The 12,571-nt window shown below is 63.9% G+C and carries 13 protein-coding genes; 9 read left to right on the top strand and 4 right to left on the bottom strand.

The window, feature by feature from the left end; all coding sequences use genetic code 11:
- Positions 1-4 precede the first annotated feature (4 nt).
- The 9 genes from FHX33_RS20325 to FHX33_RS20285 all read left to right on the top strand — a co-directional run bounded on the left by FHX33_RS20325 (position 5) and on the right by FHX33_RS20285 (position 7,746).
- On the top strand, positions 5-160 hold the full coding sequence (locus tag FHX33_RS20325) for a hypothetical protein (RefSeq protein ID WP_021763921.1): 156 nt from the start codon (positions 5-7) through the stop codon (positions 158-160).
- On the top strand, positions 157-480 hold the full coding sequence (locus tag FHX33_RS20320) for a hypothetical protein (protein ID WP_021763920.1): 324 nt from the start codon (positions 157-159) through the stop codon (positions 478-480). Before FHX33_RS20325 ends, FHX33_RS20320 begins: the two co-directional genes overlap by 4 nt.
- The gene (locus FHX33_RS20315; protein WP_183428913.1) at positions 477-1,529 is read left to right on the top strand and encodes a hypothetical protein; all 1,053 of its coding nucleotides are present in this window, start codon (positions 477-479) and stop codon (positions 1,527-1,529) included. Before FHX33_RS20320 ends, FHX33_RS20315 begins: the two co-directional genes overlap by 4 nt.
- Before the next feature lie 3 nt (positions 1,530-1,532).
- Positions 1,533-3,065 (top strand): SCO6880 family protein, encoded by a 1,533-nt coding sequence (locus FHX33_RS20310; protein WP_183428912.1) that lies wholly within the window; start codon positions 1,533-1,535, stop codon positions 3,063-3,065.
- Between the two features lies 1 nt (position 3,066).
- Positions 3,067-4,515, top strand: coding sequence for a P-loop NTPase family protein (locus FHX33_RS20305; RefSeq protein ID WP_183428911.1), 1,449 nt, complete (start codon positions 3,067-3,069; stop codon positions 4,513-4,515).
- Positions 4,512-6,317, top strand: coding sequence for a type IV secretory system conjugative DNA transfer family protein (locus FHX33_RS20300; protein ID WP_246397625.1), 1,806 nt, complete (start codon positions 4,512-4,514; stop codon positions 6,315-6,317). The genes FHX33_RS20305 and FHX33_RS20300 overlap by 4 nt, the downstream gene beginning before the upstream one ends.
- Positions 6,317-6,721, top strand: a complete 405-nt coding sequence (locus tag FHX33_RS20295; protein ID WP_168688427.1) for a hypothetical protein — start codon at positions 6,317-6,319, stop codon at positions 6,719-6,721. Before FHX33_RS20300 ends, FHX33_RS20295 begins: the two co-directional genes overlap by 1 nt.
- Positions 6,718-7,188, top strand: a complete 471-nt coding sequence (locus FHX33_RS20290; RefSeq protein WP_021758340.1) for a hypothetical protein — start codon at positions 6,718-6,720, stop codon at positions 7,186-7,188. Before FHX33_RS20295 ends, FHX33_RS20290 begins: the two co-directional genes overlap by 4 nt.
- A 111-nt stretch (positions 7,189-7,299) precedes the next feature.
- On the top strand, positions 7,300-7,746 hold the full coding sequence (locus FHX33_RS20285; protein WP_021758341.1) for a single-stranded DNA-binding protein: 447 nt from the start codon (positions 7,300-7,302) through the stop codon (positions 7,744-7,746).
- Between the two features lie 130 nt (positions 7,747-7,876).
- Here FHX33_RS20285 and FHX33_RS22310 read toward each other — a convergent pair whose 3' ends face one another.
- The 4 genes from FHX33_RS22310 to FHX33_RS20265 are packed head-to-tail and all read right to left on the bottom strand — an operon-like array spanning position 7,877 to position 12,360.
- Complete coding sequence (locus tag FHX33_RS22310) at positions 7,877-8,623, bottom strand: TatD family hydrolase (protein ID WP_081703887.1); 747 nt, start codon at positions 8,621-8,623, stop codon at positions 7,877-7,879.
- Entirely contained in the window at positions 8,601-9,863 is a 1,263-nt protein-coding gene (locus FHX33_RS20275) for a hypothetical protein (protein ID WP_021758343.1), read from the bottom strand. The genes FHX33_RS22310 and FHX33_RS20275 overlap by 23 nt, the downstream gene beginning before the upstream one ends.
- On the bottom strand, positions 9,860-10,618 hold the full coding sequence (locus FHX33_RS20270; protein ID WP_155828964.1) for a hypothetical protein: 759 nt from the start codon (positions 10,616-10,618) through the stop codon (positions 9,860-9,862). The genes FHX33_RS20275 and FHX33_RS20270 overlap by 4 nt, the downstream gene beginning before the upstream one ends.
- Positions 10,618-12,360: a KAP family P-loop NTPase fold protein gene (locus FHX33_RS20265; protein ID WP_169730317.1), complete on the bottom strand. Its 1,743-nt coding sequence runs from the start codon at positions 12,358-12,360 to the stop codon at positions 10,618-10,620. Before FHX33_RS20265 ends, FHX33_RS20270 begins: the two co-directional genes overlap by 1 nt.
- Positions 12,361-12,571 lie beyond the last annotated feature (211 nt).

Raw genomic sequence — 12,571 nt, 5'->3', positions numbered from 1 at the left:
CGTCATGGACCTGCTGATCAACCTCCTCGGCCTGCTGACTCTGATCTGTATCGCTCTGCTCGGCATCGCCGCCTCCGGCTACCTCGCCGCCCGGCGCATGCGCGAAGCACAAGAACCCGAACCGTCGACCGATCCCACGGAAAGGAACCAAGAATCATGAACACCCTCAACGAAGCCCTCGTCACCGTCCACGCACGCATCATCACCGTGGCGGCGGTGCCGAACCCCAGCCCGGACTTCTCCGGGCCCGGCGTCGGGGCCTTGCAGACGATCGCGAACGTCGTGTTCGCCATCGTGCTCATCCTCGGCGTGATCGGCGGCCTGATCGCCGCCGGGTTTATCGTCGTCGGCCACGTCTCCAGCAACGGCCGTGTGCAGAAGGCTGGGATCATCGGCGTGCTCAGCTGCCTCGCCGGGGTCGCAGTCGCCGGCAGCATCGCCGGACTGATCAACTGGGGCCAGTCGCTCCACGTGGCGTGACCATCATGATCGCCACTGTCGCTTCCGCACCACCGGATCCGTTCGCCCCGAACTACGGCTGCTTTGTCGCCGACTTCGGGTGCCAGGCATCCCAAACGATCGCCCAGTTCATGGGGTCCACCATCAAGAACCTCGGCGACTTCATCGCGACGATGATCGCCGGCTCCTTCAACACGAACATCGACCAGGGCAGCTGGAACATCGCCCACTCGCAGTTCCTGTTCTGGATCGCCGTCACCGCACCCGTCATCTTGATCGTCGCGCTGGTCCAGATCGGCATCGCGATGATCCTTCAGGACTGGTCACGCATCGGCCGCACCGCCGTCGGCGCCGCCCTTGCCATCCCGTTCAGCGCGATCTGCGTGTGGGGGATGCAGAAGGCTTCCGGCATCACCGACGACATCACGCACGCGCTTACCACCGCCGTCCAAGGCGGCGACCTGAGCCAAAGCCTGCTCCGGGTCGTCGGCCTCTTCGACGCCCCGAAGCAGATCCACGGCGCCGTGATGAAGACCATGCAGTTCTCCCAGGACGGCGTGATCTGGGGTATGGCCATCCAAGGGGCACAGGGTCCAGGTTCGGTTGGCGAATACGTGATGGCGTTGCTCATCGTCGGCTTGATGATGATCGCATCGCTGTTCCTGTTCATCGCCATGTCGATCCGCGAGTTCGGACTCCTGGCGCTTGCCGCGATGGCCCCGGTCGGGCTGATGATGATCGGCCAGCCCAAGCTAACCGCCTGGGCCCAACGTTGGCTGAACCTCTCTGTCGGGTTGCTTATCGCCAAGCCCCTCGCCGCCGGTGTGGTCCTTCTGGCTGTAGAGCTGACCAAGGCCAGCCTCAGTATCGGCGTCATCCTCGTCGCCGCCGGCGCGGTGATCGCCGCGTCGTTCAGCCCGTTGTGGGCGACCAAGCTCGTCTCGTTCGCCGGTGCTGAAGTCGGCACCGCGCTCCACCACCGGTTCTCCGTCCGCGATCAGTTCTCCCGGGCGAGCACCGCCGCCGCGCCCGTCCGCACCGCGGCACGAGTCGTCAAGGTTGGGAGATAACTCATGACCACCCTCACCGCTGACCAGATCATCACGGAGGAAGGCGCACCCCGGGTCCGCTTCGCCGCGCGGGAACGCCGCGGGATCTTCCTCGGTCTGACGTTCCTGCAGCTGGTGGTGATCGGCGCCGCCGTCGCGGTCCTGCTCTCCACGCTGTTCATCGACACGAACGCGATCTGGGTGATGATCCCGATCGTTGCCGTCGTGGTGTTCTTCGCGCTCGCCACCTACCGGCGCGAACCCGTGATCGTGATCGTCGCCCAAGCGGCCCGCTACGCGCGCAGGAGCCTGACCGGCCAGACGATCTTCCGTCGCGATGTCTGGCTCCGGGTGAGCGTTGCCTCCCTCAACGTCGGGCACGCGCAGGTCGCCGCGGTCACCCCGGTCGTGACCTCCAAGTTCCTCCTCCCCGGCGCGCTCGGGGACGCGCAGATCGTCCAGATCCCTGGTGCCGGCGGCTTCATCTACAACGCCCGCGGAAGACTCGCCTCCGTCACCGTCAAGGTCGGATCGAAAGCCTGGGCGCTTCGCGACAAGGGCACTCAAGAAGCCGCGTACGACGGGTTCGTGGAATGGCTCAGCTCGCTGGAGAACCTGCCCGGTGTCCGTGAGACCACCATCCGGATCCGCGTCGACCGGGCGTCCTCGAATGAGTTGCGGGACTACTTGGTCGTTAGGGAGAACGAACACGACCCGCAGGTCACCGCCGAGCTGCGCGAGCAGTATTGGGCGCTGACCCAGGCGGCCTCGAAGCGGTCGATGGGGTTCACGAACTACATCACCCTCACCTTCGACACCGCCGCGCTCAACGGCGCTATCCGCGACGCGGGGAAAGGACTCACCGGCCTTGCCGCCGTGCTCAAGGAGCGGGTCGCCGGCATCGAGACGTCCATGGAGCACGCCCGGCTCACCCCGGCCGGATGGCTGACTTCGGACGAGCTCGACGAGCTGAACGCCCTGTCCGCCGACCCCGTGGCCGCAGCGACGCGACGTGAGCAGGACTCCGGGATCGTATCTGCGCCGTCGCCGGTGATGGGGATCGACGAGGGCTGGGATGCGATGCGGGTGGACGAGTCCTGGCACCAGACCTTTTGGGTCGCCGAGTGGCCGCGCACAGACGTCCGCACCGGATTCCTCGAGCCACTTCTCTATACCGGCGATGCGACCAGGGTGATCACCCTGCAGGTGCGGCCGGTGGCGACTCACAAGGCGCTGGCCCAGCTGAATCGGGCCCAGTCGGACATGGAGACCGCAGCGACGATTCGGATGAAGCTGTCGTCGCGGATTCCGCTGACCCATCTGCGGGAGGAGGAGGACCTCGCGGTGCGGGAGCATGACCTTGTCGACGGGTTCGGCGACGTCCAGTACCGCGGGTTCGTGACGATCTCCGCCGAGTCCAAGGACGCTCTCGCCAAGGCGCGCACTGATATCGAGCAGGCCTCGCATCCGGCACGTCTCGTGCTGGCGTCCATGTCAGGGCAGCAGGCAGCCGGGTTCGTCACCGCGGCACTCCCGGTCCCGCTGGAAGGGGAATGACATGAAGCAGTCAGCTGTCATCGGTCGCATCCCGGCGAATGAGAAGCCGGGAGCGAACGGCCGCCACCGCCAGACCGCCACGGCGGAGAAGAACTCGTCCTGGAAGCTGCAGACTGCGGAGTTGCCGGCGTCGAAGATGCCGGCGTGGGGGTGGAAACAGCCGCACAACCTGCGTGGCCCACTGCGCGCCACCCCACCCGCACACCGCTGCTCGTCCAAAGTGCTGGGTGGTGCGTATCCGTTTCTGGCCGAGACCGGGGACATCCTCACCGGCGCGTACATCGGCGAGAACCTGCTCTCCCGGGCTCCGTTCTGCTTCGACCCCTGGGACGCGTACTCCGCCGAAGCCGTCCGCTCCCACTCCGTCGCCATCCTCGGCGTCAAGGGCACCGGCAAGTCGATGCTGGCCAAGTCCTGGTCCTCCCGGCTCGCCCGGCTGGGTCGCAAGATCGCCGTGCCGCACGACCCCAACGGGGAGTGGGTGCGCGTTGCCGCGTACGTTGGCGGCACCTCCATCTCCGTCGGCCCCGGCAAGGCTGCGCGGATCAATCTGCTCGATGAGGGTCCACGGGACCTCTCGTTCTCGGATGAGGACTGGAACCAGAACGTACTCCAATACCGTCGTGCGACGGTGAAGACGATCATCCGCCGGCTCCGCGAGGGCGGGAACCTGGAGCCGGTCGAGCACACGGCCCTCGACGTCGCCCTCGACGCCCTCCGCGGGAACTCCACCGTTACCATCACTCACGTCTACGACCGCCTCGTCGACCCCAACGAAACCATCCCGACAGAGGTCGCGGACGCTGGCCACCGCCTCGCTCACTCGCTGCGTCGAATGGTGTCCGGAGACCTCACCGGCTTCTTCGACGGGCCCTCCACCGTCCGCTTCGACGCGGACGCCCCAATGATGGTCGTCGACACCTCCGCACTGAAGGGCGCGTCGCCGGAAGCGCAGGCGCTCGCTCGGCTGGCGACCGCGAACTGGATCCGCCGCTCCAGCTTGGGCGCGAACCGGCAAGCTCGCGTCATCATCCATGAAGAGGCCGCAGTCGAACTTCTCAACGACGTCTCCGGCGGCGACGGCCTCGCCGACCGCGTGGAGGACGAGAAGGTCGCCCGCCACCTCGGCACCTCCAACTGGTACCTCCTGCATCGAGTCGCCGACCTGGACGCGCTTGGCGACCGCAACAGTGCCCTCCACTCCCGCGCTCTCGGCCTCCTGGCCGACTGCGAGACCCGCATCTCCTACGCGCAACATTCCGGTGAGATCGCGCGGTCGCGGGAGATCCTGGGCTGGAACGACACCCAGGCCGACCTCGTCCGCAAGCTTCATAAGGGTGAAGGGCTGTGGCAGATCGGACAGGACCGGGTAGCGAAGATCCGCAACATCTGCACCGACTACGAACTCGGCATCTTCCGCACCGACGCCATGGGGGGTGAGCGGGCATGAGAACCCATGGCTCCACCTGGACCCAGTTGGCCGTCTACTGCCTCTTCGCCCTCGTCGCCGCCGGCGCCCTCACCACCGGCATCGCCAACGCCACCATCACCATAACCTGCGGCGGGGGAGGCCAGCCTGGGAGCGTCTTCGCCGGCCTCCAACTGGCCATCGGCGGCGACCCCAGCGGCTTCGCCCTCGCTCGCGGATGCGAAGCACCGGTGACCTTGGTCCGAGGGCTCGACCTCCTCGCGGTCTTCCTGCTTCTGAGCCTCGTGGCGGTGGTCGTGGTTTGGTGGCTTCGGTACCGCCAGTCTGATCGGCACTTCATCCACGAGCTCCGCGGCCGTGACGGGCTCGCCAAGCCCGGTGAGGTTCGCATGCACACCTCCGCACGCACGGCGCTCCAGCGTGCCAAGACGCTGCGCCCAGCGTTGGTGAACCCGGATCCGTCGGCTGCGGGGTGGAAGGTTGGCAGCGCTCACGGGCAGGACGTCTACGTGTCGATCGAGGACTCGATCGTCGTGGAAGGCGCGCCCCGCTCTGGAAAGGGCTACCGGTTCATCATCAACGCCATCCTTGACTGGGACGGCCCGCTCATCACCACCTCCACTCGCAACGACAATCTCTCCGCCACTATGCGCGAACGCGCCCGGCTCGGCGAGGTCACGGTGTTCGATCCCCAGGAGCTCACCGGCGTCCGCTCGGCGCTGCGGATCTCGCCGGTCGCCGGGTGCGAAGACCCCCTGGTGGCGGACCAGCGCGGTCAGGCGATCATCGCCGGCACCGCCCTGGGCGCCTCGAAGACCAACCAGGAATGGGCGCAAGTGTCTTCCTCCGTGCTCTCCCGACTGCTCCACGCTGCAGCAGTATCCCAACGTGGCACCGATGCCTTGGCCCGGTGGGGCTCCAACCCGCGCCTCGCACGCGAAGCCGTGAGCGTGCTCGCCAACCAGGGGTCCCCCGGCTGGTCGGAGGACTTGGACGCGATCATCAACGGCGATGAGAAGCTCCTGGCGAACTCCTGGTTCGGCGTCTTCGGCGCGCTCCGACCGCTGTCCATCCCGTCGATCAGGAAGGCGATGACGCCGGGGCCGGGGGAGCAGTTCGACCTCGACGCGTTCCTCGCCGGATCTAACAGCCTCTACCTTGTCGGCACCGGCGCCGGCGCCGGATCCGTCGGCGGGTTCCTCGGCGCGGTCCTCGACGACATCGTCGAGACCGCACGACGGAAAGCTCTTGCCTCGCCCGGGTCGCGGCTGGATCTGCCGCTCGCGCTGGTCCTGGACGAGATCGCGAACATGTTCTCCTGGCCTGCGCTGCCACGGATCATGGCCGATGGTGGCGGCATCGGCATCTCCACCATCGTCGTCCTCCAGGCCCTCTCGCAGGCCGAGACCGCCTGGTCGCGGTCTGAGGCCGACACGATCTGGTCGGCCGCCACCGCCAAGCTCCTCCTCGGCGGCGCATCCGACGTCGACCACCTGCGCGACATCGAATCTCTTCTCGGGACCCGGCGGATCCGGAACACGGGGCACTCCTATAACGACAACGGGTCGTCCACGAACGTGCAGAACGAGAAGGTCCCGGTGATGACAATCGACGAGATCCGCCGCATGCCCGAGACCGTCGGACTGCTCGCCTACCGCAACCGGCGCGGAATCCTGCTTGACCTGCGTGGCTGGACCGACCGCGACGACGCCCGCCAAGTCAGCGCGGGCAAGAAGCTCACCGAGCTCGACCAGCAGGTCGTGTTCGCCGAACAGTACCAAGCCGCGCTCGATCGCCGAGGATCAGCTGGAGAGGGAGACTGATGTCCAACCGTCGCCGTCCCGCCCGGGGCAACACGTACCGCACCAACTACCTGCACTCCGGAGCCTGGTTCGCCCGCCGCGACCGATGGTTCCTCGACGAGCAGACCCGCAACGGCGAAATCCGCTGCGCCCTCTGCCTCGGCGCCGGTGGCTCCCACTCGCTCGAGCTGCACCACCTCGACTACCGCGGCGTCACCCAGACCCCGCACGGATGGACCGCCCACGAGCCGCATGAAGACCTGACCGCGCTGCACCCGCGCTGCCACGAATACGTCCACCAGCTGATCGACCGCGACCGTGCCCTCTCGGGGTTCGTCTCGCGCCGCACCGCTTCCGTCCAGGCGATCGCCCGGCTGCAGGCCAAGATCGCCCACTACATCGAAGCGTCCCTGGAGCAGCCGTGACCGACGACATCCCCCTCGACGACCTCGTCGCCTCCCTCGCCGAGGGATGGGAGAACCAAGCGCCCCGGCAGAGTCCTGGAATGCTCGGCATCCGCGTCATCAACTGGCGCACTCTGGAGGACGAGGACGCCCGACGGGTGTGGACCGACCTGCGGGAGTGGGTGGTCTGGTTCACCCACCGCTACAACATCGCCACGCGGAAGATCCCGCCGTGCTGGTTCAAGCACGGCGCACTCGTCGAAGAACTCTCCGCACTCCACACCGCCTGGCTGGTCTCCTACGACAGCCTCGACGCCGGCTACGGACCCATCGGCTGGCACGAACGCCTCGCCGTCGCCCTCCCACGCCTGGCGACTTGGTACAACGGCGAATGCCACAACGGCCACACCGAACTCACACAAACCGGCGACGACGCCGTCCCGGCGGAGTGGACCGACTGGATCCGCCAAAGCCACGCCAATGCGTGAGAGTCAGGGACGCGATTTGCGCGCTCTCTGCGCGCATTCTCTGCCCTTGAACCGGAAGTTCTAAGTGAAAAGCGACCCAACCCGTGGCCGCCAAATAGAAAGGAAACAACAATGAGCACACGAGTCCCCATCAGTATCGAAGGCAACCTCGTCGCCGACCCTGACTACGGCGAATCACAGAACGGCACCAAGTTCGCCAAGTTCACCGTCGCCGTCACCGACCGCAAGCTCGAAGACGGCAAATGGGTCGACGGAGACACCCAGTACCACCGCACCACCGTCTTCGGCCGCACAGCCGAGAACGTCCGCGCCAGCCTCGCCAAAGGCGACACCGTCATCGTCAACGGCAACCTCGAGTTCCGCCACTGGACCGACCAGGCCACCGGCGAACCCCGAGCCGCCACAGAAGTCGTCGCCGACAGCGTCGGGCCGTCGCTCCGCTACACGACAGCGGAGGTGACCCGTCGCGTCCCAAAAGCTGACGGCCTGGACGCATCCGCGACCGGGCCTAGCTCGGATGCCCGGACACCGCAGGCTGCTTCTGCGACGATCAACTAACCCTTGCCGTCTGGTGGGGCGCGACCTTGTCGGGCCCCATCAGACGCATAGCGGTGGGACGCCGAATTGCTTTCGACAACACCCTCGACGTCCAGTCGCGCTGAGAATGTTGGCCCGTCCGAAAGTGTTCTTAGGCCCTTTCCAAGGCATCAGCCAGCTCTAGCGGTAATCGATGGACCACCTCTGCCTGGAGCGACAGCCTTCGCAGATTGCGATACCAAAGCTCGCGCACTTCGCCAACGTCCTTACGAGTAAGGCGGGCAACAGTCTTTTCCAAGGCACGGACGTCGCCCGGGACACGAGCCCCGGTTCGCGTTCGCGACGAAGGAAAGTCTGTTTCTGGTAGCACCCGGTCGAGAGGCAGCGCAGTCAGTTGAGCGTCCGACATCGCGGCGTTAACTGAAAAGAAGCACCCCAACGCCGCAGCCCGCGAAACCTCCTGGGGGTTTCCGAGGAACCAATGAAGAATTACTCCCGGGTGGCTATTCTTCTCGAGTGCATTAATGACCTCGCGCGTTCGTCCGGTCGAATGCACAGAGATGAGCGAGGCGCCCGCATTGACGAGAACTTCGCGGAATATGCGAGCTTGGGCCTCCAGGTCTCCACGACGATCGAGTCCCACCTCCCCGATTATCGGAGATAGCTTCGCAAGTCGGCGGAAGCGGTCTCCGGACCATTGGTTGAGAGACGATGCGTTGGCGGGATGAGTGCCGATTGCCCACACCAGCCCACGCTGACGATTGCTAGTCGCAGCATGGAACTCGTTTAGGGAACGAGTCATCGCGAAGATGATGGCGCCTTCGAGGGACTTCACCTGAGCCTGGGTCACGTCGTGAGCGACGTGAGCATGGCAATCAAGGGCTGGGAAGTTGTACATGTCCAATTTCTGCGAGACCGCGTCTTACGAGGTCCATTACGCCGGCGAAGTCGGTGTCGCGCGGCCACCGAGCGGAACTCAACACAAGCTCTTCGGGGATCCCGAATTCTGCAGCCTCACGAAGGCTCACGATATCGCGCCACCGTTGCTTCAACAGCCCGTCCAAGTCACTGCCGTCAAGGAGCTCGCAGTCATAATCGCTCGGATCCTCGATTCCCGCGCCCAAGAAGGCGCCGCGCCTTACGACGCAAGCGACACATAGACCGCAATTGTGGTTGGAATCGCCTCCGTGAAATTGTGTTCCCCCCTTTGCGCAAGAGAAGGAGGACTTGAGGGCATCGGCAAACTTGGGCGTTGCAAGGTCCGGGAGAGCGGCAGCGACCAGTTCCCCCTTGGTCATCGACGTGAATGGATTCGTGATTTCCACACCGATGCCCAAAGTCTCCAACAGGGACGACACGAGAAGGAACGTGTATGGATGAGTCGAGCGAGTTGTTAGCGTTCCACCTCGACCCGCATCCAACGGCGGGTTGATGCTCGTGAATCCGTTCTCTGGTACCCATAGCGTGCTGGCACCGTGTGAGTGAGCAGACATCGCTCCAAGGGCCATGAACATCAACGATCGCGATCGGGGACCGTGGTTCTTTCGCCGCGAGGTATCTCGCAGGTAGAACTCGAATCGGTCGTAGGGCACGTCCCCAATTGCGTCATCAATGAGCCGCTGCGCGTGTCGAACCGCGCGTGATGCGTCGCGGTGTCCCACAAAACGGATGCTCGATTCGTCTCTGAGGCCAATGGCGGCTCCGCAGAGCGAGTCGAGCCCTCCCGAAAGCAGCTGGATTCGGTCAGCTGGCTCGGCAACTTGGAGCGGCAGCCGTGCGTCCTCCGGGTTCAGAATGAAGGCCCACGAATCGCCAGTGAGCCAGTGAAGCAAGTCGGCAAGATCGGTCAGAGCCCCGGCCTCCCAGGGCTGCGGATCCTCGACAAATGTGGTTACGCGGAGCTGCCGATGAAGCGAGACGGCTGGCTTCGACACGGCGCTATCTGCCAGATACGCTGCTGCCGCAATTCGATAGAAGTCGCGCGCCGCGGGACTGGCAGCGGCAAATTGTTCGAGATCCCAAGACAAATTGGAAATCACGTTTGCGTCTACATCGCCTTCGCGTGGCCAAACGAGCGGGATCTGGTCTGAATCAACTTCCATGCCCGCGGGTGCGACTGTTACCGAGTGACTTGTCACTTGTCGTCTCCTCGACCAAACAATCGACAGGCTTTGGCAGCCAGCTTGGAAGCGTAATCGGCGACGGTTTGAGGCGTCGCATTCACTAGCTGTCCAGTGACCTGCTGGACCTTTCCGCTGATATAGGTCCTCACGCGTTCCTCCAGACGACGCATTGAAGACCCGATCGCCGAGACTCGGCGCTGGCTAGTGGTTAACTGAACCACAGTCCTCCGCCAAGCCAGCTCACTGACGAACCGTCCGATGGTTTCGGCCAAGGTCCCGGCCGCTTGCTTCTCGGAAGATCGCATCGTGGCGATTAGTGCTTGTTGGAGGGCCGCGTCATCTGGATGTGACGGCGGACCGAGGATCAATCCGATCAGCTCCGTTAGCAGCTTCAGACCGCTTAAGCCCTCGAGCGACGTGAAGTCGACCCCGTACTCGACTAGGTGTGGGATTTCGCCATTTTCGATTGACGCTAGAGCGTCAAGGACCAGCGACCCGCGCGCTGCTTCCCTGGTGAAGGGAGCGCCACCACTATCTCTTCCGTCGCCAGAGCTCGACGCTCCAGCGATCCCACGGCCGCCGAGCAAATCACTGACGTCGTACGACTTGCCGCGTCGGTCGCCTCTTGCCAACGATCGTCCAAGCGTGGCCATCACGGTGGTAGCGATTGGGGCCTCGTTATCGGAACCCAGCGCGTCGGCACTGTCGTATAGCGAATCAACTGTGTCGGACCATGCTCCGGAACCACCGAATGCCCCCGAGGTGCCCATTAGAACGGATTCTCCTGTAGCTCTTCGCTGATTGCGGTACGCAGGTCCTCGGTCGTAGAGTCGCGGTCCCGGAGGGCAAGAAGCACCTCGCGGAATGGGCCGCTAAGCCAAGGAAGATGTTCAGCGCCGATCGCGTTCAGCACGTAGTCGTCCAGGAGCGATTCGACAATGAATTGCTTCAGATCTGGACGAGCATGCGCAAGGGCCTGGAGAGACGGCAACGCCGCACTCTCGCGGTCACCGACGATCGCAGTCGCAAGGTGACGAGCTACGTCCTCGTCGCCAGTTGTAGGCGCATCCTGCATTCGCTGAATCGCTCCGGTCCGGGTCAGCTCGGATACATCAAGCAGGTCTGCGAGAAGCGCGGCCTGGGCGGCGTCAAGGGCCGCAGAGGATTGCAAAGTGGCCACTACAGCCGTCGCAAACGAAACGTACCGATCGACCCACTCAGCTGCGAGCGAGGCGGCAGGAGCCTCCTGTGCCCATGAGGCGATCTCGACAGGCGTGGTGTCGGATCCCTCTTCCCAGGCGCGAAGGAGTTTTGCCCTTCCGTCGGCGCTCGCTCCAACGAGGTCGCGAAAGTAGTGAGGATAGTTCTGTTCAAGGAGCCAGAGCTTCATCAACACGTCAATTGGAAAGCCATCGAATTGAGCCCCCAACATCTCAGCCCTAACGGCGAAATTGTTCAAGAATCGCTTGAGCTGTCGTGGGGTTTCCCGTCGGGAGCTACTCATCCCTCGCACGATCTGATTCGCGAGGCGTAGGTGCTCCTCTGTTGGCATATCACCGGCGGCATTCACCACGGCATATGGAACTTCACCGTTTGCTCGTCGCTGGGTTGCCCGTTCAGCCACTGCAATGGCTGCGGCTTCGCCCTGTTCAGCCTGGACGAAAAGTGCGGCCAAATACGCGACGGCGTCCTGTGATGCGAGGCGCGGCAGCGTAAAGGGCAACTGTACGATCTTCTCGGTGTATCGGTCGGCGAATTGACCTCGGGACCCACCGTTGCGGTCGAGCGCATTGCGCAGGCTCTCTCTGATGAAGTCGTCGTCTGCGGCGATTACGAAAGCCATGCCTTTGACGCTGAGAAATAGTTTGATTGCCTCCAATGCGCCTAGAACGTCATCGGGGAGAGATCTGTCTAGGTCGTCGATAAGGACAACGACTCTGGCGATGTCAGGAATCTCGGCGAGCAATGCGCCGAAGTCCTCACGAAAGGCACGCATTCCCTTTGAGGGTGTCTCAGCTTCAGGCGCGGGCGTTAGTGCGTCCACCATCCCCGAGATGTCCGGTGTGAGAGTAAGTGCAGACTTAATGGCGACCTGTGCAACCTTGCTCCAGGAGACCCTCTTGCGCAACGCATTGAGCCGGTCTATTGCGTCCTGCGCAAACGATGCGATCTTGCTTTCCTCTTTCGCGCGCGCGTTATCCGCGCGAAGTTGTATCTCAACTGCGATTCCCTCCAGCACTCGAGCAATTAGAGTGCCGCGAGGATCCCCTGAGTCAACGAACTCCCATGGGTCTATCTCAACAACCACCGTCGACGGCCGGCTTCTCAATTCGACGCCAACGAGATTCAGCGCGGTGCTCTTGCCTCCTCCCCATGGGGAGTTGAGACCGACAGTCACTGTTTCAAATCGTTCGTCGACGACAACGTTCGCAATCGTCTGCGCGACTGTTCTTAAGCCCGTCAAATCCTGCGTCGCAGGATTGTCGTCGAACAGGTATTGCGAAGCCCCCACGAATACTCCCGAAAACGTTCCACGCTCAAACCATGAAGGGCTCTCGCGGCTGGCGATCGTCTAGGCCCAAGCGACCTGGGTAGGCGAACCGACCCTCTCGGTGCGATCCTGGCTGTCAGGCGTCGCCCGAATACTGGTGTCTGAAGCGTAGCCTCACTGGTTGGCCCAACGACCCTTTTCGGTTGCCCCAGTTTGGATGACATTATCGGCG

Source organism: Leifsonia aquatica, assembly GCF_014190775.1.
In the GTDB taxonomy this organism is placed as follows: domain Bacteria; phylum Actinomycetota; class Actinomycetes; order Actinomycetales; family Microbacteriaceae; genus Leifsonia; species Leifsonia aquatica.
This window is presented reverse-complemented; position numbering and strand designations above follow the sequence as displayed.